Genomic DNA, 21,527 nt, shown 5'->3' on the forward strand with positions numbered 1-21,527 from the left:
GTATTCTTTTAAGGAATAGTTTCATTTCGAGACTATATCACCAAGAGGAAGATATGAAAGTGACAGAACGTGCAGTGTACAAGGTGGGGCAAGTCTTGAAAACCTCCCGATTGTTCTACAAACACACCGGAATCGTGACTGATCGGTGGGAAAGCGGGGAGCAATTGGTGATCTGTTGCTCAAATCGCAGAGGAAAGGTGGTGGAGGAGCGTTTAAGCGAGTTCTTAGGCGGCTTTCTCCCTGAACTAGTAGATGAGCCGACGACCCTGACCAACTACGAGATCCTTTCAAGGGCTCGCGCGAAGCTAGGGCAACGCTACGATCTCTTCACCTGGAATTGTGAACACTTCGTGAGCCATGCTTTGGGGCGCGCGCCTGAAAGCCCGCAACTCGCATTTGCCATCATGACCGGGCTTAGCTTGTTGCTGGCCGTACCATCTAAGGGACGCTCGTAGCTTGCTCAAGTTAGTCGGCGCCTACGCCAACGGCCCGCAGCCTGACTTTTAAGAGCTCGGGCAGGCGGCGAGGCGTAGTTAGACCGCTTGGACGCGGAAGTCGATAGGACGAGTTTGAACGAGCATCGACGATTTATGATCGAAGCTGGTTCACTACAAGTAAAAGCTATGCCCAATATCGCCAGCGTCCTGAAAGAAGAAATCGCACGCGTTGCGCGGAAGGAAATGCGAACTGAAACACAGCAGCTCAAGAAGGCGTCGGCTCATTACCGTTCAGACATAGCAGCCCTGAAACGTCGTATTGCAGTGCTCGAGAAACTTGTTGGACGTCTGAGCAAAGGTTCCGCCAAGAAGGCGCCAGGCGCCGCGGTCGATCAGCCGGCCAACGCTTTCCGTTTTAGCGCGAGCGGCTTGCAGGCGCAAAGGAAAAGGCTGGGGCTGTCGGCATCGGAAGCTGCCCTTCTTCTGGGAGTTTCAGATCAATCTGTTTACAAATGGGAAAACGGAAAGACGCGACCAAGGGCCAGCCAGTTTGCTTCGATTGCAGCGCTGCGAGGGATGAGTAAGAAAGAGGCTGCCAGTCAGCTTGCGGCACCGTCGCGCTGACTCTTGCCATCTCAGCACTCTTCAACTACTTGAAATTTACCAGCCGCAAGATTTCTTCCGCGCGCTTATCGATCTCGGCCTTGTCTGTTGTAGGCTTGCTTTCTTGGGCTAAAGCCCTGCTAGTGCGGTCCATGAATTCAAGCGCATCTTTTACCGCTTGCTCTCTTGCCTTGACATCCGTTGCACTTGTGATCCAAAAGGTTCCCGCACAATCTTTGACCGCTGCCTCCCATTCGGGTGGCGTCTCCAGAGTGGTCTTGGTCGCGCGATTGAATGCTGGACCCCACTTCCTGTCAGAGACATGCGAAGGCATCACTACATCCACTGCGCAGCGCGCATATGTACCTTCACGGAAGCTTTGGCGCGCCTGATTCAAGCGGTCGAATACATGATAAGCCCCAGGGTAAACCTTGTATTGAACTGCATTGCCCTCTGCAGCTAACAAATTTACTTCTTCGACGCATGGCTCAGCGGGGGTCATATCGTCTTTTTCGGCAAAGAGGTAAAGGACAGGAGCACTGACCTTCAGGGTTGGGTTTCTATAGCGTAGGTTGCAGCCTGGATATACAGGTATGCTGCCAGCCCACTTAATCGACTCCGCCTGGGTGATTGGAAATCTATAATTTGGCCACATTGCTCCTGTGACTGCGCTTCCGCCACGTGACCAACCAAGGTGAAAAATGCGAGACGCGTCAATCTTAGGATGACTTGTCAACAGCTTGAGAGCATAGATAGCGTCAGAAATGTTGACTGTGGTATTCCATGTCAACTGCGCTCCGGTCCCAGCAATCTTTGCGCTATCACGTGGGGAAAAGCTGTCCACCATGAAAACAGCATACCCAGCGGCCAGGAAAGGTTTAGCCCAGACCTCCCGCATACCTTCCGTTATCCCATCACTGCCATGACTCATGACAACCGCTGGGATCTTCGCATTCGGAGTTGGTGGCAACAGCAGATCGCCGTAAATGGCCTGCCGTGGCCCAAGCTCCCCTCGAATGAGCGCCCACCGATGAGGTGGATTAGACGCCATGAATTCAATCCGGCCCGTCTGGCCTCCGCTTAGATCTGCTAGTGGCACGGCATTGCCGACGCTGGACACAGCCAACGCCATAACTTGCGCCATCCGCCTCAGCATCGCTACCGACCATATGTCCTTATCGATGATCAGCCGTTGCAACAGCTTTCCGCCTGAAGCTGACTCGCTACGAAGTGCTGTGCACTGCATGTCCGCGTTAAGATTGGTGACTTGGAGGAGTTTGCGTGGCATATCCTATTGAGCGGAAGCTAGTGGTCGCTGTTTCCAGTCGCGCCGTGTTCGACTTGGAGGATGCGAATAGGGTTTTTGATCAGGAAGGAATTGAGGCTTACCGATCGTACCAGCGTGAGCGTTTGGACGAGCGTCTTGAGAGAGGAGTCGCCTTCCCGTTTGTTAAACGGCTCCTCGCCCTGAACGACTTGTACCCGGCTCAGAGACCGGTTGAAGTCGTCGTGCTGTCGCGGAACAGTCCAGAGACTGGGCGGCGCTTCTTTCGCTCTTGTAAGGAGTACCAACTGGACATATCCCGTGGGGCATTTCTTTCGGGACAAGATCCTTACCCATTCGTGGACGCCTTCAATGCCTCAGTATTCCTGAGTGCGAATGCCGATGATGTAGTCGCTGCTACTACGGCAGGTCTACCTGCGGGCCTGGTTCTTCCCGGCGCGACCAAAGACGATGACAGCGACCACGACTTTAGGATCGCTTTCGACTTCGATGGCGTTCTTGCCGATGACAAGGCAGAAATTGTTTACGGGGATGGCGGATTGGACCTCTTTCACAAACATGAGGTGGAGAAGTCTGCGGTTCCACACGATCCCGGCCCCCTAAAGGATTTGTTCACGAAAATCGGCTACTTTCAACGCTTGGAAGCAAAAAGAGCCGCAGAAGATCGCAGCTACCGCCCAGCTATGCGGGTTGCCATTGTGACCGCACGAAACCACCCCGCAAATGAACGCCTTGTCACGACACTTGATGATTGGGGTATGCACGCCGCAGAACTGTTCTTGATGGGGGGGATCGAAAAAAAACGAGTACTTGAAGTTTTCAAGCCGCACATATTCTTCGATGACCAACGCGTTCATCTCGATCCAGCTTCTGCAGTGGTTCCGTCGGTTTGGATACCGTTCGGATTTAGGAATAGGGAACAACTTGAGGCCGCGGTTCACGAAGTCGCTACCAAAGCACAGCAGGCGCTAGATCCTCAGGCGCCGTAATTCGATGATGTCTGCAACCGATCACAGATCTGTTTACAAATGGGAAAATTGGAATGCCCGTCCCAGGGTCAGCTAGTTTTCTTCGATTGCCACGTTGCGAGGTGTCAGTAAGAAAGAGGCCGGCAGTCAGCTCGCTACGTTGGGACGCTGACTATCGGCAATGTTCGATTATCGATAACCAGCCGCTGCGACTGCTTTCGGCCAGAAGCGGCCGTTAGTGCAACACTAGCCGACTGTCTGTTTCAGACTGAATGCGGTCCTTCATCCGTCGTCAGGCACCGACTGGTTTCGACGACAAAGCGGAATTCGATACACGGGAAATCAGCGTCGCAAAGCCGACATTTACGAAGTTGCATATTGGCCAGTTTGCCGACGAGCGCCTACCTTCTCCAAAGCAGTTGCCGTTTCTGGATGTCTTACCGCCAAGGCCGTTTTCTCATCCTCATTTTTCATGCTGTGAGAAAAGCCCGACGGACTTTATGCCTCGCAATCACCAGTCACATTCAAAGCCCAGGGCCAGAGAAGAGAATTTGCTAAATATAAACGCTCTTACTATTTTTTATAAAATGTTTATCATGCCGCATGAAGAATCAATCGTGGTTAGTGGCCTGGATAGGCAAGATGGACCACGAGTGCGCGGAAGGGGCGCACGGCGGTGATCTTGGGCCGGTTGCAACGGCGCTGATAGGCACCAAGCGCTACAACCGCGTCTACCTGCTGACCAACTACGACTTTGAACGCAGCAAGCGGTTTTGCGCGTGGCTCGAGGAAAAGGCGGCATATGCGCCTGATGACGTGGACCTGTATCAGGTCGACTTGTCCAGCCCAATTGATTACGGTGAGATCTATACCCAGGTCAGTAGTCAATTGGTGGGTGCAGGGCTTCCGCGCGACGAGATCGACCTCACCTTTCATCTCAGCCCTGGCACGCCTGCCATGGCAGCCATCTGGATCATCTTGGCCAAAACCCGCTTTCCTGCGAAGCTGATCCAGACATCCAGAGAACGTGGCCTAGAGCAGGTCGACTTCTTCTTCGACCTCGCCAACGACTTTTTGCCAGAGTACCTGCAGCGCAGTGGAGATCGGGTCGCTCGGCTGTCCGATGCTGCCAAAGAACCCGCTCCGGAGTTCGGCAAAGTTATTCATAAGAGCCGGGTGGTTGAGGCGCAAATCCAGCTTGCTCGTCGGATGGCCGCTTATGACGTCCCAGTTTTGATTCTGGGAGAGACCGGTACCGGCAAGGAGCTTTTCGCCGAGGCCATCCACGCAGCCAGTCCTCGCGCGGGAAAGCCATTTGTTGCGGTGAACTGCGGAGCCATCCCCCCCGAGCTTGCCAACTCGGAACTCTTTGGGCATAAAAAGGGCGCGTTCACGGGTGCGATCACCGACCGTAAAGGGCATTTCCAGGAGGCCTCTGGAGGAACCCTCTTCTTGGATGAGGTTGGGGATCTGCCCCTGGACACCCAGGTGCGGCTGTTGCGAGTTCTTCAGGCGGGCGAAGTCACGCCCATGGGGCAATCTGGCGCTGTCAAGGTCAACACCCGCATTCTGGCTGCGACCCACCGTGATTTGGGGAAAGACGTGGCATCGGGACGCTTCCGGGAGGATCTTTTCCATCGCCTGGCCGTTGGAATCCTGCGCCTCCCGCCGCTCAGAGAGCGTGATGGCGATGCTGGCGTGTTGGTTGCTCACTTTATGGAGATCATCAATGCCGACGCAAAGGGCAAGCCCGAGGCTCAGCATAAAAATATTTCCGTAGAAGCAAGAAATATTCTTCTTTCCCAGCCTTGGCCAGGCAATATCCGAGAGTTGTATCACACGCTTTTGCGAGCGGCGATCTGGTCCACGGGTTCAGAAATCACCGATCAAGACGTTTTGGCTGCGCTTCTTCCTCTGGTGGCAAAGTTTGATGGACAACCTGCTCGAAAAATTGGGCAAGGCATTGATTTGCAAAGCTATTTGGATGATGTTGCTCGCGACTTCATCGATCAAGCGATGACGAAATCCGGTCAGAAGAAGACCGGCGCCACCAAGCTGTTAGGCTTCGATAACTACCAGACGCTGGGAAACTGGATGAAGCGTCTGGGCATGGAAAATAACAAATCATCACCTTAGGGAGGCTTGGCACGGTTATCGCTGATTAGTTGGCATGAACCAACGCGAAAGCCGTCCAAATGTGGATGCAAGATCTGACATCGCTTAACTTTGAGCCATTGCGCTCAGTGTGGCCCGAACTCGCAAATATGGGCGGGTACGCGGAGCACTACGCCCATTCAGATCCTGAGAGTTCGCTGGTCAAGTTGCGTAACTTTGCTGAGCGGGTGGTGGATCACATCTACGTCAAGCTCAAACTCCAGCGCGCTCCTCAGTCCAACTTCATCGATTTGCTGAACAACGCCAGTTTTCAGATGGTCGCGACCGACCTTCCCCTGGACAAACTGCACCTCATTCGCAAGCTTGGCAACCGGGCTGCCCATGGTGAAGGCGTGCAAGCTGAAGATGCTGTGCGCTGTGTGCGGGAAGCCTGGCAACTTGCCCGCTGGCTGCATGTCACTTTTCTGGCTGGCCAGCCCGATGACTTTTCCGATTTCAAAATACCGCCAGCGGAAGGAATTGACAACAAAGCCGAGGTAAAGCGCAAGGTCAAAGCGCTCGCCATTGAAAACAACCTGAAAGAAGAACGCCTGCGCCAAGCGCTGCAGGAGCTGGCCGATCTTCGCGCAGCGGACAAGACGCCTTCCGAGACAGAGCCTCCCAAAGAGCCCAGCCCAGACGAGGCAGAGCTGAGACGCACTGCGCAAAGCGCCGCAAAGGCTGCCCAGCAGCTACGCTTTTCCGAAGACAACACCCGCAAGTGGCTCATTGATCGCGATCTGCGCATGGCCGGTTGGGATGTTTCTGCGGGACTGGCCAGTAACGAGTCTGTTGGACAGGAAGTCGAAGTCCTGCACCAGCCCACAACCACCACCAAAGGCTACTGCGACTACGTCTTGTGGGACGACAACGGCAAACCGCTGGCAGTCGTAGAAGCCAAAAAGACCAGTGTGGATGCCCGCGTGGGCCAAGAGCAAGCGCGTCTGTATGCAGATGGGCTGGAAAAGATGCATGGCCAGCGGCCCATGATCTTCTTCACCAACGGCCATGACATTTGGGTGTGGGACGACGTTGCCGGTTACCCGCCGCGCTACGTGTACGGTTTCTATTCCAAAGACACGCTCCAATACCGGGTCAGCTTTCAGCGCAAGGAGCGCCTGGATCTCCTCCAAACCCGGCCCGATCCCCTGATCGCTGGTCGCATGTACCAAATCGAAGGCATCACCCGTGTCGCCGAGCGTTTCACCCAGCGCCATCGTAAAGCCCTGGTGGTTCAAGCCACCGGCACCGGCAAGACCCGGGTCGCTATCTCGCTGACCAAGCTGCTGATCGAGGCGCGCTGGGTCAAGCGGGTGCTGTTCTTGTGCGACCGCAAAGAGCTGCGCAAACAAGCCAAAAACGCCTTCAATGATTTCCTCAAGGAGCCGCTGTATGTCATTGGGCAGCAAAACGATATCGGCAAGCTCGATGCGCGGGTCTACATAGGCATCTACCAAGGGCTGATCAACGACTACGAGTCGTTCGATGTGGGCTTCTTCGACCTCATCATTGCCGACGAGTCACACCGCTCTGTCTACAACTTGTACGGTGATCTCTTCAAGTATTTCGATGCGCTGCAGGTTGGTCTGACCGCCACGCCCGTCGAAATGGTCAGCCGCAGCACCTGCCAGCTGTTCGGTTGCGATTACAAACTGCCCACAGCCAACTACCCTTTGGAGCAAGCGATTGCCGACCACAATCTGGTGCCTTTCCGGGTGGTCGCCCACACCACCAAGTTTTTGCGCGATGGCATCAAAGCCGCCCACCTGACCGACGAGCAGATCGCTGAACTTGAAGACCAAGGTATCGACCCGAACACATTGGAGTTCGATGCCCAGGAAATTGACGATGCAGTGTTCAACAAAGACACCAACCGTGTCATCCTGCGCAACCTGATGGACAACGGTATTCGCGATGCCGACGGTCAGTTGCCTGGCAAGAGCATCGTCTTTGCCCGCAACATCAACCACGCTCGCCTCCTCGCCGAGTTGTTCGACGAGATGTACCCGCAGTTCGCCGGCAAGTTCTGCCGAGTGATCCATTCACAAGAACCGCGCGCTGAAGAGCTCATCGACGATTTCAAGGGTAAGCTGGATCCCCGTATCGCTATTTCTGTGGATATGCTCGATACTGGTATCGATGTGCCCGAGGTCGTGAACCTGGTCTTCGCCAAGCCGGTGAAGAGCAAGGTGAAGTTTTGGCAGATGATTGGACGCGGTACGCGCCTGTGCAAAGACCTGTTTGGAGCGGGAAAAGATAAGTCCGAGTTCCTAATCTTTGACCATTGGGGCAATTTCGCGTACCACGACCTGGACGTTGAAGAAGTCGAACCCAAGGTACCCAAGCCTTTGACCCAGCGGCGCTATGAAGCGCGCATTGAGTTGGCTACCTTGGCACTGGCCAAGTCGGAGATTGCAGCTTTCGACGCGCTGGCCATCCAGATCCAGCAAGACGCACTGGCGCTGCCAGATCGCGGGATTTCGGTGCGCGAGCATTGGCAAGCCGTTCAGCAGGCACGAGATCCCAAGCTGGTTCACCAGTTTGCGCCCGTTACCCGCCAACTCTTGCTCGATACCGTGGCGCCTCTGATGAATGCTCTCGATGTGCGGGGCCAGGGCGAGGCCTTGCGCTGGGACCTGTTGTTGGGCAAAGCCCAGGCTGCCGCCATCTCAGATTCGGCAGCGGCCAACCCCTGTCGCCTCGAAATACAACAGTGGGTGGACCGTCTGCCCCCGCATCTGAACCCCGTTCGAGCCAAAGCGGCCGAGCTTATAGCGCTGCATTCAGATGCGTTCTGGCTGCAGCCCACCTTCGCGCAGTTGGACGCCATGCGCGAAGCGCTTCGCAGCGTCATTCACTTTGCAGAGGCTCCCGTGGGATTGGCACCGTCATTGGTGACGCGATTGGACATTCACGAAGACGCGGGCGATTACCACATTGAAGAACGCCCGACCAAGATCAAGTCGGTGGATTTCGGCATCTACCGCAAAGCGGTGCAGTCCGCCCTGGAGCCATTGTTTGATACCGACCCAGTGCTTCAGAAAATTCGCAGGGGAGAACCCGTTTCGCTGGACGAGCTGGATAGCCTCAACAGCTTGCTGCACACCCGAAACCCAAATGTGGATCTGGCGACACTGCGTGAGTTTTTCCCTGAAACCGCTGTCCCCATGGCCAGCATCTTGCGCAGCATCGTTGGGCATGACCACAAAGCGGTGGAAGAGCGTTTCACCGTCTTTGCTCAAGCCCATGCGCTTTCCAGTACCCAGCTGAGGTTTCTTTCTCTTCTGAAGGAAAACATCCGCCAATACGGGGCCCTGAGCCTCGGGCAGTTGTTTGAGGCCCCGTTCACCACCATTCACTCCGAAGGCCTGGGCGGCGTGTTCCCCAATGAACACCAGCTCGATCAAATCGTTCAACTGGTGCGCAGCTTCGGTGAACCACTCAATCCGTCGCCTGCTTCATGAAGCCCATCACCACTTACGAGCAATTAGACCCACTCGGAAGACCCTAATATCTCTCCACATAGAGAACCACAGCGGCAGCCATGCGAGCGAGTACCCAAATTTCCACCAGCTGAAATTAACTTCAGCAACAAAACATAACAAAGCAATCATGATTACCGGCGAACTCAAGAACCGCATCGACAGCCTTTGGACTGAATTCTGGACCGGCGGCATCACCAACCCGCTCACCGTCATCGAGCAAATTACCTTCCTCATGTACAGCCGCTTGCTGGACATGCAGGAGCGCAAAGACGAAAAACGCGGCTCCGTGACCCGCAAGCCGCACCTCAGCCGCTTTGGCGAGGCCGATCAGGACTGCCGCTGGGAGACTTGGCGCCACTATGGGGCTGATGAAATGCTGCCCCATGTACGCGACAAGGTATTCCCGCACTTCCGTCGCCTGGCTGAGCGCAGCACCGGTGTGGGCAGCCAGTTCGCCGCGTTCATGAAAGACGCGCAGCTCATGATCCAGAAGCCCACGCTGCTGGTTAAGGCCGTCAACGCCGTACAAGACCTGCCACTGGAGCGTGGCGACACCAAGGGCGACCTGTATGAGTACCTGCTCAGCAAGCTCACCACCGCCGGCATCAACGGCCAGTTCCGCACGCCGCGCCACATCATTCGAATGATGGTGGAGCTGATGCAGCCACAACCCACAGACCGTATTTGCGATCCGTCTTGCGGCACGGCCGGTTTTCTGATCGAAGCCTACGACTACCTGCTGCGCCAACACACCAGCGAGGCGGGCAAGCATGTGGAAGTCATCGATGGTGAAGAGCACATCACCTATAGCGGCGATTTGCTGGGTGAACACCGTCAACATGTGGACTCAGACATGTTCCACGCCTACGACTTTGACGCTACCATGCTGCGCATCGCCACCATGAATCTGGTGATGCACGGCGTGGCCGAACCCGATGTGCACTACCAGGACACGCTGAGCCAGAGCTTCGAGGAGCGACATCCCAAGGGCTCCAAAGACGCTTTCAACCTCATCCTGGCCAATCCGCCATTCAAGGGGACCTTGGACGAGCTAGACGTTGCGCCCGACATCTTGCGCACCGTCAAGACCAAGAAGACTGAGTTGCTTTTCATCGCCCTCATCCTGCGCATGCTCAAGGTGGGCGGACGAAGCGCCACCATCGTGCCCGACGGCGTGCTTTTCGGCTCCAGCAAGGCCCATGTGCAGCTCCGCCATCACCTGATCGAGAACAACCAGCTGGAGGCTGTGATTTCACTTCCCTCTGGCGTGTTCAAACCCTACGCGGGAGTGTCCACCGCCATCATCGTCTTCGCCAAGGGAGGTAAGACGGAGAACGTGTTTTTCTACGACGTTCAGGCGGATGGTTTCACACTGGATGACAAGCGGAACAGGATTGGCAATGGCAAGGGCGACCTGCCAGATGTGCAAGCCAAGTACCTGCAGTGGTGTGATGGCAAGAGCGATTTCAGCGATCGAACGGCGAAAGCATTTGAGGTGTCTGCGGATGACATTCGCGCGCAGAGCTATGACTTGTCGATCAACAGATACAAAGTGACGAAGCATGTCGCTGATAAGCACGACGACCCGATCCAGATCCTTGGCCGCTTGAAGGAGCTAGAAGCCGCGATCATGCGGGACTTGAGCGAGCTAGAGGGCCTGTTAACGTGATGACAGTCAGAGTCCCCTTTGAGCAAGCGGTACTTGACATCACTGGCGGGAACCAGCGACTGCTCACCACCGAGTACCAGGCCGAAGGAGCCATCCCCGTCATAGATCAGGGCCAGGCCGAGATTGCAGGCTTTACTAACAACCTGACTGCAGTTTGTCGTCGCGATGGTCCAGTGATCCTTTTCGGCGACCACACCCGAACGTTGAGGTTCGTAGATTTCGACTTTGCGCTAGGCGCTGATGGTGTCAAGGTGTTGAAACCCCTTCCGGGATTCGACGCACGCTTCTTGTTCCACTTCCTGAGAACTGTTCGACTACCGGAGAGCTTAGGTTATAGCCGCCACTTCAAATTTCTAAAGAACTGCAGTGTTCCGAAACCGTCACCTGGGGAGCAGCAGCGCATCGCCGCCATCCTCGACAAGGCCGACAGCCTGCGCCGCAAACGCCGAGAAGCCATCCGCCTCGCCGACGAATTCCTTCGGGCGGTGTTCTTCGACATGTTTGGTGACCCTGTGTCGAATACCAAACAGTTCACGACCCAGGTCATTGAACAACTTTGCTCGGTAGCAACTGGGGCCACGCCCAGTCGCGAACGGTCAGACTTCTTTGGTGGAGCACACGCCTGGATAAAGACAGGGGAGGTTGATTCTCCCTGGATCACCAATGCGGAGGAGCACATAAGCGATGCAGCCATAAATGAGACGAATTGCAAAATATTCCCAGAACGAACTATCTTGATCGCGATGTACGGGCAAGGTAAGACGAGGGGGAAAGTCGGCATGCTGGGTATGCCGGCTGCCACGAATCAGGCATGTGCGGCCATACTGCCCTCAGCCTCTATCGACCCATTTTTCTTGTACGTACAGCTTTCTATGATGTATGAGCACTTGCGTGCCATGGGCCGTGGCGGGAACCAGGAAAACCTGAACTTGGGAATGATCAAGTCGCTTCCTGTCTTGGTGCCACCTCTTGGTCTCGTCAACCGGTTCCTCGCAATTCGCCAGCGATCAGAGTCGATCCTAAAGCAGGGGCGCACTGGAGAGATCGATTCAGATCACCTTGTTGAATCGTTGGCATCCAGTTTCTTCAGCTAACTTACTACCTGCCACTCGCCTCAGCCGTATGACATCACTGATCAAGTCACTTTCGCTCAAAAACTTCAAGGGCTTCTCCGACGAAGTGCTTATCGAGCTTCGCCCCATCACCTTGCTCTTCGGCGCCAACAGCGCAGGCAAAAGCAGCGTGTTGCACGCGCTGCAGTACGTACGCGAAATCCTGGAGCGCAACAATGCCAATGCCGACCGCACCCTGCAAGGGGGTGACGCGGTGGACCTGGGCGGGTTTCTGAACCTGGTGCATGGGCGCGACCGGAAGAGTCGCATCGAGATCGAGATTGAGATGGCGCTGGGTGAGACTCCCATCCCGGAGCTGGTGCCCGAGGCGTTTGAGGATTGGCAGACGGACGACACCGATGTCTGGAGGTTTTATGAGGCATTGGGGACGATCCGGCGGAAGGTGCTCAGTGTGAGTGTGCGTCTAATCGTCGGGTGGAGCGATCTCCGCAATGAGCCACTAGTGGTGGGCTATGAGATCGGCACCAATGGCGAGTGGTGCGTGAAGTTTGAATCTACGCCCGATGGTCGCGATACCAAGATGCGGATCAATCGTGAGAATCCGATTTTCATGGAAGAGCGGGAGATTGATGAGGAATTTGATCTCGATGCCCTCGATGATTGGGTGGCCGAGGAACTGGATCTCGACATCGACAAGGAGCATGACCTTCTGGCTATTGCGCAGTACCAGGTCAATGCAAGAGGTGGTCGCCACGACATCAATCAGCAATTGATCGAAGCGTTCACCCGGGATGCCCGATCAACGCCGTTGCTTGAAATCGTGGCGCGACTGCCCATCGATACCGTTTGGACCACGAACTACGAGCAGCTGCTCGAGAAGGCCTATGAAGCCGCGGGCAGGCGCGTGGAGGTCAAGCTTTCGATCGAGAACCTGGCTCAGGCGCGTAGGGGCAGAGATGTCACGCTCTACAAGATGCATGGCTGCATTACTCAGCCTCATCAAGCGATTCTGACCAAAGAGGACTATGAAGACTACGACCGCACGCGCCGTCTGTTCACGGACAGCCTGAAAGGCGACTTCATTGAGAAGACGCTGCTGTTCCTCGGTTTCAGTTTCACGGACCCAAACGTCGAGCGCATTTTGGCCAAGGTGCGCGAGCAACTTGGGCAAAACAAGCGGGATCACTACTGGATCACCCGCAGGCCCCCGACGATCAATTCGGATGGCTCCAAATCGCCCGAAGAACTCGCCTATGACGAGCGCAAGGCCAGGCTGCAAAGCGAGGACCTGAAGCGGTATGGCATTCAAACCGTTTGGGTGGACGAGTACGCTCACATTCCTGAGCTGTTGCTGGCCTTGGAGGCCTATGTCACCCGACGTGGTGTCTTCATGTCAGGGGCTGCAAGTGATCCATCTCCCTTGGGGCAAGACCGGCTGAATGAGCTGAGCCGCGCACTCGGCGGCGAAATCATTCGGCGTGGCTTCAACCTGGTTTCCGGTTTCGGTGTGGGCATTGCAGAGCAATCCATTCTTGGTGCGTTCCGCGCCGTTTATGAAAGTAAAGAGGCACAGCCTGAGGAGCGTGTTTTGATCCGCCCTTTCCCAGGCAGTACACCTGCAGCTCAGCGGGCAGCAGCCTTCACCCGGCATCGCGGAGAGATGATTTCCCGGGTCGGGGCAATGGTGGTCGTTTCAGGCAACAAGACCGGCGACGACGGTACTGTGATTGCCTCTCCCGGTGTCGATGAAGAAGTCCAGATTGCTTTGCGACTGGGTAAGCCTGTTGTCCCCATCGGGGTGAGTGGGCATGTTGCACAACGCGTATGGGAACAAGCGGTTGCCCATCCGGAGCAGTACCTTCCAGGTCTCAAGTGCAAGGACGAGTTAGCCATTCTGGGCGATCAAAATTCGACCACCGAACAGTTGATAGAGGCAATCATGTGCCTCCTAGAAAAGGCTGAAAAGCTGGCTTCAAAAAAGCATCGGGTTGATTGAGTTGCGCTGCCGATGCATGGCCTGAACCGCTCTGCCTTGCGCAGCGACATTCGGGATCTGGCCTACATGGCCTGATTGACGGTCGCTAATTATCACGTTGACGCCCTCATACGTCTTTTTTCAAAGCAGTTTGGGGACAAGAGCGAAGATTTCGCTACTCCAATCCGGTCACTCGCCAACGTCGGCTTCTGGCCGAAAGCAGTCGTGCGCTGTTACCGGGAGGCAGTGCTCGGAGTTCGTTGAACGCGACTGTCCTTAATGGTCGCTTAGCCGCTTATTCTTCGGTCGTTTGATCTTCTTCAGGCATTCGGATGCGTCCAGTATGGACACCTTTCGGAATGGACGGGCCGAACGAACGGCCGCCTCCACCAGGCGCATGCATTACCTGCCGCGGGGCTTCTTGCTCGCCCACGAGCTTGATATTGCGGGCTTCAGCCCGCATCCGAGCGTAGCCACGCAACATGCTCTCCCGGTAGGCTACCCACCCGCGGCGATCGAAGCGCGACGCCACGATGATCTCTCCGCAGGACTTTGTCTTGAGTTTGTTGAGAGTAACGGCAAACTGCTTGTACTCCATAGCCGCACGACCCGGGCGTTGCCTCATAACGTAGTTGTATGAGCTAAAAATTTGCCGCAGATCACGATCAAGATATTCAGAGTCCGCAGCTGCCCACAGCACCTCTTCGAAGTCCTCGGTCCGCTGGTTCACGGCTTGCTCATAAGGGCGCTTCAGTTCTGCATTGACGCTGACGATAGCATCTTGAATCGCGCCGTTGTAGTGCCCCCAATCGACATTTGCAACGACAGCTGGATCATCCCACAATCGCCAAAGTAATTTTTCGGTTATCAAGTGCACATAGGCTGGATAGCCGTCGCTAACTGCGGCAATTCGCACTCTAATGTTATCTTCGATCTCTACACCAAACTTGGCCAGTGCGTTCACTGTGATGTCCCATCGGGCGGTCCAATTTAACTTCTGCAGCTCTATAGTCTCAAACTGACGGATAGCGGACGGATGCGCACCCAACAGCTGATCAAGCGTTGGCGCGACCCCCGTGAAAAAGAAAGTGACGTTGATCTTCTTGTCGCCGAGCTGCTTAACCAGATCCGAGAAAAGTCCACGCTCCCGCTCATCCACCATCCGGTCGAACTCGTCCAACACAACGACGGGGCGATCCGAATGAACGGAAGCGACCTCCCGCAGAATCTCGACAGCGTCTCCCACGGTGCGGATTACATCGTAAAGGTCGTTCTCGGTGACTTCTTCGCTTGCGCTGGCGCGAAGAAACCGCAGTTCAAAACCGGCGGACTGTGTCTTCTTGGTTTTATGGATCCGACTCAGCCTGACCGCTTGCGATCCGATATTCGCAATCACGCTGCGAAACGTCGAGTCCGTCGAACAGGAAACGTCGATGTAGGGAGAGTCGGCTGACTGGACTTGCGCGGCTGCAGCGGCGGCTAGGGAAGATTTACCGATGCCACGGTCTCCATAAATGAATATGTGCCTTCCCGGAGCGAACAATGCTCTCTTAATGCGTTCAAGCTCTTTAGCGCGGCCATGCAGATACTCAATGCTCTGGATTGGACGAGCAGGCGAGACGAGGCTGGCCATTTCGGTACCGAAAGCATGGCTATCCAATTTTGAATCCAACATGAAGATCCTCCCATTTGGAACCTAATGTATTCGAGTGGAAGCAATTTTCCCGCTCCTAGTCGAAGGGGTCTGTCTACACCGCTTTCCTTGTCATGCAGCCCGTCTAGGTGGCGCAGCGTACTTTGCAGCTACCTTCATACCAAGGACAGTGCTGGGCCGAGCCATAGTGTGCAAACCATCGGTTCTGCCACCCTCGAATGTGCCGGGACAAATACAGAGATCCACGGCAAATGGCGCATTGAAATCGCATCGCGGTGCCGCAGCGGCGACGCTCCAACCGCGCGGCCATAGCTTCCCTCCGGAGACCGGTGAATTCGGCCTCCGGTAACTCCAGCAATGCCTCCGAAGCCATAAGCTCAACAGTCTCACTATCGATCGCCAACTTGATCGTCTGCTGACGCTTCGGTGACGAGGAATCGTCCATGCTCAGCGTGGACGGGCATTCGGCCAGGTCAGCACAGTAGCTCCTAGCTTGCCTTCAACAAAGTCAGTTGACTCGGTGGGGCGCTCAGCCTTTAACAGCGAACCGGTCCAGTTCACGACGTTGCCGGTTGCCTGGGCTTGTGATGGTTCAAGAAGCGCCTGCAGCAATTTGGGCTGCACGCGCATCTCTCTGGCCACTGCGGATTGCGGCACGCCAAAGTGCTCTCGCATGACCTTCAAGCTCTCTGCGATGACTTCGGGTTCTTCGTTGACCATGAGATGGTCTTCCGATTCCTTAACGGCCTCGCCATGGCGATTGAGGCCTACGTAGCCAGACCGCGCCTGGTCATCCGAGAACACCCCTAGTTGCCGCCCCCTAAAGATGATGGCGGCCTTGGATACCCCCCAGCGCAGCTTGAGTTCGGAGAGGCCGGTCCAGTTCAGCCGCGTGCCGCGCAAGGCGACTCGACATTCCGTGGCGAACGTGCTGCGCGGCAACAACAGTGCACTGGCGAAGCGGTTGGCCTGGGTCTCCGTCAGGCGGTCGCCGGTCAGCACACCGATGTGCAGGGAGAAATGGCCCAGTTCATGCGCTATTCCGAAGCGCTCACGGCAAGCGGATCGACCATCACCGTTAAGCGCAATCACGGGTCGTTTAGTAGCGAAGGAGACAGCGTCGATTTCAGGCGCGAGGCCATGTACCTTTAGTACCACGGCACCGGCGTTTTCTGCGATGCGCGTAACGTTACTCAACGGTCCGAGACCCAGTCCGAACAGCGACCGAAATCGTTCGGCCGCATGCTCGATCATTTCGGGGGTTTCGGGATCGGCTTCGCCCACTTGGTAGCGTGGCAGCTCGACGTGCTCGTCCAGCACACCCACCAGGCGTTTCAGAATCTCGCCACGGGCTCGCCCCACTTGGCGCAGAGCGACCTTTGTCGTGAGTTGCCGTCTGAAGTGGCACTGCTCATCAACGATGGGATTGGGGTCGATGTGATAGAAAAAGTCAGGCAGCACCGCCAAGGACTCGGCCAACGCAGCTTCTAGAGCGGCGGATACGACTTCCGCACCGGTCTCGACCCGACTGAGAAATTGTTTGGATACGCCGACCTGCTCTCCCAGTTCTGTAAGTGACAGATCGTGAAAGAGGCGGATGAGTCGAAGGTTGGTTCCAACAAACTCGCTCATTGCGCGGCTTCGGAGGTAGCGTCGCCTTCGTCGCGGCGCTTGGGTGCGACTTGGGGTTTAGCCACATGCACTGTGGGAGCGAGCGATTCCTGGGATTCGACTCGAAGGATGCGGAAGTTGTCTGATACCCAGCGGCATGCCACTTCCCCACTGGGTGCGAAGCCCAGGAATTCGACGCGCGGCTCGGCAGACTCGTCATGGCCGCGGTCGATGATGAAGCAGAACCGGCCGGGCTCGCCAGGCGTGGTGAACTCCATAAAGTCAAACTGATAACGGTTGGCTGTGAGGACTGCATCTTTGGACGGGTTCGCAGGATCGTCGTTGCTAAACCGGCAGGGTACGCCTGATACCGTGAAAACCAGCGCGTTGCTGCTGTTGGTCAGTGCCAGCCAGGAATGCCGTCCAGAGAAAGCTTCCGCGATGATCCGATTTTTCTGGCGCATGAATGTCGTGCAACCTCGGCTGTATCCATTGTCCGTAGATCGGACGAGGTCATCCTCCGTGGCGTACAGCTCTTCCAGCAGCCACTGCGCAACCAATTGAAGGCGGGCCGAGGTAAGGCCGGAATTGAAGGTGGAGGGCAATGGCAGAGACATTTTGTGCAGATCCTTAATTTCGTCAATGTCATTTTTGTGCAAATTTCTTCAGTCGTCAACCTCTTTGGGTTGCATGCCGTCGAGACGGATCATGCTAAATGTCAGAAACTCGGCTAAAATTCTGATATCTGAAAGTACCACTATGTCCAAGCTGCCTGAAACCATCCTGTTGCACGCTCAGTCTCTGCCTGAGGGTGGCGTCCTGTCGCCCAAGGAATTTCTGCATTTGGGGACCCGGGCTGCTGTGGATCAGGCACTTTCACGCTTGACCAAAGAGGGGCGCCTGCTGCGCGTTGCGCGTGGTACTTATGTGACTCCGGTGACCACCCGGTTCGGCACCCGTGCGCCCTCGCCGGAAAAGGTCGTGCAGGCGTTGTCGACCCGTACCGGGGAAACCGTGACTCCGCATGGTGCGAGTGCGGCGAACGCGCTCGGCCTCACCCGCCAAGTTCCGATCCGGGAGGTCTACCTGACCTCCGGCCCTTCTCGCAAACTGCGGCTGGGGCGCTCCGAAGTTGCCGTCAACCATGCCCCACGCTGGATGCTGGCCTTGGGAGGCTCGGCCGGCGCCGCCGTGCGGGCCTTGGCTTGGATGGGTCCGTCTCATGTCAACGAGTCGCTGGCCACCTTGCGGCGCACGCTGCCCTCTTCGGAATGGCAAGCACTGGCCGGCGCGCGCGCGGGGTTGCCTTCATGGATGGCGCGGGCAATTGGTGAGGAAGCCGTCCGTGGCTGAACGCTTCGTTGCGTTGAGCCCAGATGACCAGCGCGAAGTGCTGGAGCAGGTTCGCCAAACGACCGGCCGGCCCACCCATCTGCTAGAAAAGGACGTATGGGTGGTGTGGGCGTTGGGCGCCCTATTCGACTCGCCCTTGGCCGCCGACCTGACCTTCAAAGGCGGCACCTCCTTGTCCAAGGCCTACAAGATCATTGAGAGATTTTCAGAGGACATCGACCTCACCTATGACATCCGCAAGCTGATCGGCGACTTGACGGGCAATGACGACTACCTGCCCACAAGCCGGAGCCAGGCAAGCAAGTGGACAAAGGCCGTGCGTGATCGGCTTCCGGGGTGGATTGCAGAATCGGTGAAGCCCATCCTCGCGGCGGCATTGGAGCGGGACGGGCTGAAAGCGACCTTGAAGATCGGTGGCGAGGAGAGAGACAAGCTTCTTTTGAGCTATCCACCGATCAACCAGGGCACCGGATATGTGGCCCCAGTCGTTTTGCTGGAATTTGGAGGACGAGCAACCGGCGAACCGCATGGCATCCTTCCGGTGACCTGCGACATGGCAGGCCAGATTGATGGCATCCAATTTCCGGAAGCATCACCGATGGTGATGAGCGTGGCGCGGACATTTTGGGAGAAAGCCACCGCGGCCCACGTGTACTGCGCCCAAGGGCGCATACGCGGCGAACGGTATGCGCGACATTGGCATGACTTGGCGGCAATTGCACGCAGTGGGTATTACGAGAGGTCAGTGACGGACCGGGCCGTGGCGCAGGCCGTCGCCGAGCATAAGACGTATTTTTTCAGTGAGAAGAACGTCGCTGGCGAGATCATCGATTACTTTTCCGCCACGAATGGGCAGTTAAAGCTTGTTCCTGAGGGAGCGGCAAGAGATGCGCTGGCCGATGACTACAAAAATATGGTGGCCGACGAAGTCATGGTGGGAGATGCCTTGCCCTTTGACGCCTTGATGGAGGCAGGCCTAGCAATTGAAGTTCGCGCCAACGACACGGGCTCGGTCTGACTGAAAAAACAGACGGGTCAAGAAGGACCAGATTCTCCATCACTCCAAACCTTGACACCGAACTCTCTGGCCCGTTCATCATCACCTTCAACCTGTAGTCGTTCAGCACTCGTGACGATCTTGCCGCCCAGTTCCTGAGGCAGTTTCGGAATCAGTTGCTCAAGCAATCTGACACCATCAGGCAACTGGGGAACACGCTTTCGGAACATTAGACCGCGCTGGGCGCAGTCGTGGCCATGGCAACCGGAGGGCCGCTGATTGATACCGTCGTGGGCCAGGGTCCTCAAGCAGTTCCAAATCAAACCTAAGAGCGTTCACGAGGCCACCTACCGACTCGGGTGAATATCTGATATCCCGCTAGGGTGAAGGTACCAGACTGCGTCCGCGTCGAACAGTCTTCGTTTTACCGAGATATGGCGCAGCTGCTTTCGTTATCAGCGCTTTCAATGCCCTCGAAATATATGAATTAGTGTTTATGCGAATTAGAGCATTGACTAGATATTCACCAAGGTGAAGAAAACCTTGGCCTTAAGAGTGGGAACGACAGTGCGCAAGCTCCGTGTTGAGAGCGGGATGAGCCAAGTTGTTTTTGGTGAGCGCTGCGGCTTCTATCAAACCTACCTTAGCCGACTTGAACGGGGTCAAGCCAACCCAACACTCAATGCACTTGAGGTCATCGCCGGTGCATTCAACCTCTCGATTTTTGAGTTCTTCGAACAGGTAAGGTCCTCTGGCGAGACCAAGTAACGGCCATTTGATGGGCTAAGGGGCATTAACTCGCCTCACAGATATTGAACCCCAAACTGTTTTAACCAGCCATTCTCCCGAAGAATTGACCGGGAATAGGCTCGTTACCTCAGGGGGTCTCGATTGGATGCAACTGGGGACACTTGGGCGCCTCATCCGAAGCGTCCTGAACCAGACCCCAAAAAATCGCATTCAACAGGCCATCCCGATACTGACGGCGCACTTGCGCTTCGCTCTTTTGTGGCGAAAACGCAAAAATTGCGCACGGAGCCACAGAGGTTCATGAGTATCCATAGCGATTCATGCCCTTTCGAGGTACGCCGAAATGCTTGTCATTACCTAATTTCAAGAGACTTGAAAAGGTGTATTGCTTCACAGAAGGAGTCACTTCGAATATGCTCTCAATCACATAAACATTAATTCACATAAATTTATAACGGGCCGTGATCGCTCCTCTCAATTCCGGCGATCAACCTTCTACAGATTGAAGGCCCACTATCGAACATAAGTGCAGTTCTTTGTGAAACCAATTCGAGTAAGTGCTGCGATCAAGCATATGAGAAGACGACTGGAGGTTGATGATCTTGATGGCTTCCTGGCGGCATATGAGCAGTACGTGCTCACCGTAGCATTTGAGCCCGCCGCGATACCCCTCACACAAGTTGCTCTTCCGTCGGCGTTGCGTAGTGGCTTCGAAAAGGGCAGTGTCACTGCCAAAACGCTGGTCACGCTATGGCGGCTTACGATGAACGGAAGCTTGCTGCTAGTTGAGAACGATCTAAGAGTCATGATCAATCAGAACATTGATGACGCGCTGAAGACGCTAGCGATGACTACTGGCTTGCCGGCGAAACCTTTGCCGATTGGTATTGAGATAGCGACTCAAATTCCTGACACGATTGGTCGACAACCTGTGTCCACTCCTTCCCAAGAGGCTTCACAGATGAAGCGCGTTTCGATCGTTAGTACATATTCCATTCGCACCTGGTCCGCTTCCGATGGGTTCGACTTTCGACGGAACTTGTGCGCAAGCAATCAGGAAAGAGAGTTTCTGCGTGCGATCCGCCAATATTTCCCGTCGATGCTGTCTTATCCAAACATCGCACTGCGCAACTTCATCGATCTAGATGCACTTGGCCTCTCAATTTCTAAAAGTTTTCAGCAATTTGCATGGCAGTCGCAGGTCGACATTCTTTTATGCACCTGCGACGAGGATCCGATAGCGGGGTTCGAGCTGGACTCAGAATGGCATGACGCTGAAGCCGCGGCGCGTCGCGACGACATAAAAAACAAGCTATTTCAGCTGGCAGGATTGCCTCTGTTCAGAATTCGGCCTGCAGATCCGCGTACGGTTCGCGCGGAAGATTTTTATGACCTTCTGAGCGCCGAGCGTGCCCTAGACACAATACGTCCCAGGCGTATGCGCCCCCGACGCACCCACGATGGATTAGCTCCGGCAAATGCAGAAACTGTACGCCGCTGGTAATGACATAGG

17 protein-coding genes are annotated in these 21,527 nt (G+C 55.7%); 12 read left to right on the forward strand and 5 right to left on the reverse strand.

Annotation, left to right across the window (positions count from 1 at the left end):
• Nucleotides 1-53 precede the first annotated feature (53 nt).
• Together B7X65_RS13560 and B7X65_RS13565 are read left to right on the forward strand one after the other, a co-directional pair.
• On the forward strand, nucleotides 54-455 hold the full coding sequence (locus tag B7X65_RS13560) for a lecithin retinol acyltransferase family protein (RefSeq protein WP_293594834.1): 402 nt from the start codon (nucleotides 54-56) through the stop codon (nucleotides 453-455).
• Nucleotides 456-623: 168 nt separating this feature from the next.
• On the forward strand, nucleotides 624-1,061 hold the full coding sequence (locus B7X65_RS13565) for a helix-turn-helix transcriptional regulator (RefSeq protein ID WP_293594835.1): 438 nt from the start codon (nucleotides 624-626) through the stop codon (nucleotides 1,059-1,061).
• A gap of 25 nt (nucleotides 1,062-1,086) precedes the next feature.
• On the opposite strand, the gene B7X65_RS13570 is transcribed toward B7X65_RS13565, so the two are convergent.
• Nucleotides 1,087-2,328 (reverse strand): dienelactone hydrolase family protein, encoded by a 1,242-nt coding sequence (locus tag B7X65_RS13570; RefSeq protein WP_293594836.1) that lies wholly within the window; start codon nucleotides 2,326-2,328, stop codon nucleotides 1,087-1,089.
• On the opposite strand from B7X65_RS13570, the gene B7X65_RS13575 reads away from it, so the two are divergent.
• The 6 genes from B7X65_RS13575 (at nucleotide 2,322) to B7X65_RS13600 (ending at nucleotide 13,670) form a co-directional block, all read left to right on the forward strand.
• Nucleotides 2,322-3,314, forward strand: a complete 993-nt coding sequence (locus B7X65_RS13575; RefSeq protein ID WP_293594837.1) for a 5'-nucleotidase — start codon at nucleotides 2,322-2,324, stop codon at nucleotides 3,312-3,314. The genes B7X65_RS13570 and B7X65_RS13575 overlap by 7 nt on opposite strands.
• A 582-nt stretch (nucleotides 3,315-3,896) precedes the next feature.
• Nucleotides 3,897-5,429, forward strand: coding sequence for a sigma-54 dependent transcriptional regulator (locus B7X65_RS13580; protein WP_293594838.1), 1,533 nt, complete (start codon nucleotides 3,897-3,899; stop codon nucleotides 5,427-5,429).
• A gap of 65 nt (nucleotides 5,430-5,494) precedes the next feature.
• Nucleotides 5,495-8,911: a DEAD/DEAH box helicase family protein gene (locus B7X65_RS13585; protein WP_293594839.1), complete on the forward strand. Its 3,417-nt coding sequence runs from the start codon at nucleotides 5,495-5,497 to the stop codon at nucleotides 8,909-8,911.
• 148 nt (nucleotides 8,912-9,059) lie between these two features.
• Nucleotides 9,060-10,601, forward strand: a complete 1,542-nt coding sequence (locus B7X65_RS13590; protein WP_293594840.1) for a class I SAM-dependent DNA methyltransferase — start codon at nucleotides 9,060-9,062, stop codon at nucleotides 10,599-10,601.
• Nucleotides 10,601-11,695, forward strand: coding sequence for a restriction endonuclease subunit S (locus B7X65_RS13595; protein ID WP_293594954.1), 1,095 nt, complete (start codon nucleotides 10,601-10,603; stop codon nucleotides 11,693-11,695). Before B7X65_RS13590 ends, B7X65_RS13595 begins: the two co-directional genes overlap by 1 nt.
• 28 nt (nucleotides 11,696-11,723) lie before the next feature.
• Entirely contained in the window at nucleotides 11,724-13,670 is a 1,947-nt protein-coding gene (locus B7X65_RS13600) for an SIR2 family protein (protein ID WP_293594841.1), read from the forward strand.
• 274 nt (nucleotides 13,671-13,944) lie between these two features.
• On the opposite strand, the gene B7X65_RS13605 is transcribed toward B7X65_RS13600, so the two are convergent.
• The 3 genes from B7X65_RS13605 to B7X65_RS13615 all read right to left on the reverse strand — a co-directional run bounded on the left by B7X65_RS13605 (nucleotide 13,945) and on the right by B7X65_RS13615 (nucleotide 17,573).
• Nucleotides 13,945-15,324 carry an ATP-binding protein gene (locus tag B7X65_RS13605; RefSeq protein WP_293594842.1) on the reverse strand — a complete coding sequence of 460 codons (1,380 nt, stop codon included), beginning with the start codon at nucleotides 15,322-15,324 and terminating at the stop codon, nucleotides 13,945-13,947.
• Nucleotides 15,325-15,750: 426 nt separating this feature from the next.
• Nucleotides 15,751-16,935 (reverse strand): XRE family transcriptional regulator, encoded by a 1,185-nt coding sequence (locus B7X65_RS13610; RefSeq protein ID WP_293594843.1) that lies wholly within the window; start codon nucleotides 16,933-16,935, stop codon nucleotides 15,751-15,753.
• Nucleotides 16,932-17,573 carry a hypothetical protein gene (locus B7X65_RS13615; RefSeq protein WP_293594844.1) on the reverse strand — a complete coding sequence of 214 codons (642 nt, stop codon included), beginning with the start codon at nucleotides 17,571-17,573 and terminating at the stop codon, nucleotides 16,932-16,934. The genes B7X65_RS13610 and B7X65_RS13615 overlap by 4 nt, the downstream gene beginning before the upstream one ends.
• 100 nt (nucleotides 17,574-17,673) lie before the next feature.
• On the opposite strand from B7X65_RS13615, the gene B7X65_RS13620 reads away from it, so the two are divergent.
• Nucleotides 17,674-18,267, forward strand: coding sequence for a DUF6088 family protein (locus tag B7X65_RS13620; protein ID WP_141396432.1), 594 nt, complete (start codon nucleotides 17,674-17,676; stop codon nucleotides 18,265-18,267).
• A complete protein-coding gene (locus tag B7X65_RS13625) occupies nucleotides 18,260-19,285 on the forward strand; it encodes a nucleotidyl transferase AbiEii/AbiGii toxin family protein (protein WP_293594845.1) in 1,026 nt (341 codons plus the stop codon). The genes B7X65_RS13620 and B7X65_RS13625 overlap by 8 nt, the downstream gene beginning before the upstream one ends.
• A gap of 17 nt (nucleotides 19,286-19,302) precedes the next feature.
• Here the strand turns inward: B7X65_RS13625 and B7X65_RS13630 are convergent, their stop codons facing one another.
• The gene (locus B7X65_RS13630; RefSeq protein WP_176491448.1) at nucleotides 19,303-19,452 is read right to left on the reverse strand and encodes a hypothetical protein; all 150 of its coding nucleotides are present in this window, start codon (nucleotides 19,450-19,452) and stop codon (nucleotides 19,303-19,305) included.
• A gap of 379 nt (nucleotides 19,453-19,831) precedes the next feature.
• Here B7X65_RS13630 and B7X65_RS13635 point away from each other — a divergent pair, with 379 nt between their 5' ends.
• Both B7X65_RS13635 and B7X65_RS13640 read left to right on the forward strand, forming a co-directional pair.
• Nucleotides 19,832-20,032, forward strand: a complete 201-nt coding sequence (locus tag B7X65_RS13635; protein WP_255250131.1) for a helix-turn-helix transcriptional regulator — start codon at nucleotides 19,832-19,834, stop codon at nucleotides 20,030-20,032.
• A 508-nt stretch (nucleotides 20,033-20,540) separates the two neighbouring features.
• On the forward strand, nucleotides 20,541-21,518 hold the full coding sequence (locus B7X65_RS13640; protein ID WP_293594846.1) for a DUF2726 domain-containing protein: 978 nt from the start codon (nucleotides 20,541-20,543) through the stop codon (nucleotides 21,516-21,518).
• Nucleotides 21,519-21,527 lie beyond the last annotated feature (9 nt).

The organism is Polaromonas sp. 39-63-25 (assembly GCF_002278925.1).
GTDB lineage: Bacteria > Pseudomonadota > Gammaproteobacteria > Burkholderiales > Burkholderiaceae_C > Polaromonas.

What these genes read in the sequence shown, in the direction of transcription:
- B7X65_RS13590 (WP_293594840.1), top strand. Translation starts at nt 9,060, where the DNA reads ATGATTACCGGCGAACTCAAGAACCGCATCGACAGCCTTTGGACTGAA.
- B7X65_RS13585 (WP_293594839.1), top strand. Translation starts at nt 5,495, where the DNA reads ATGCAAGATCTGACATCGCTTAACTTTGAGCCATTGCGCTCAGTGTGG.
- B7X65_RS13560 (WP_293594834.1), top strand. Translation starts at nt 54, where the DNA reads ATGAAAGTGACAGAACGTGCAGTGTACAAGGTGGGGCAAGTCTTGAAA.
- B7X65_RS13610 (WP_293594843.1), bottom strand. Translation starts at nt 16,935, where the DNA reads ATGAGCGAGTTTGTTGGAACCAACCTTCGACTCATCCGCCTCTTTCAC.
- B7X65_RS13565 (WP_293594835.1), top strand. Translation starts at nt 624, where the DNA reads ATGCCCAATATCGCCAGCGTCCTGAAAGAAGAAATCGCACGCGTTGCG.
- B7X65_RS13595 (WP_293594954.1), top strand. Translation starts at nt 10,601, where the DNA reads ATGACAGTCAGAGTCCCCTTTGAGCAAGCGGTACTTGACATCACTGGC.
- B7X65_RS13600 (WP_293594841.1), top strand. Translation starts at nt 11,724, where the DNA reads ATGACATCACTGATCAAGTCACTTTCGCTCAAAAACTTCAAGGGCTTC.
- B7X65_RS13570 (WP_293594836.1), bottom strand. Translation starts at nt 2,328, where the DNA reads ATGCCACGCAAACTCCTCCAAGTCACCAATCTTAACGCGGACATGCAG.
- B7X65_RS13580 (WP_293594838.1), top strand. Translation starts at nt 3,897, where the DNA reads ATGAAGAATCAATCGTGGTTAGTGGCCTGGATAGGCAAGATGGACCAC.
- B7X65_RS13605 (WP_293594842.1), bottom strand. Translation starts at nt 15,324, where the DNA reads ATGTTGGATTCAAAATTGGATAGCCATGCTTTCGGTACCGAAATGGCC.
- B7X65_RS13620 (WP_141396432.1), top strand. Translation starts at nt 17,674, where the DNA reads ATGTCCAAGCTGCCTGAAACCATCCTGTTGCACGCTCAGTCTCTGCCT.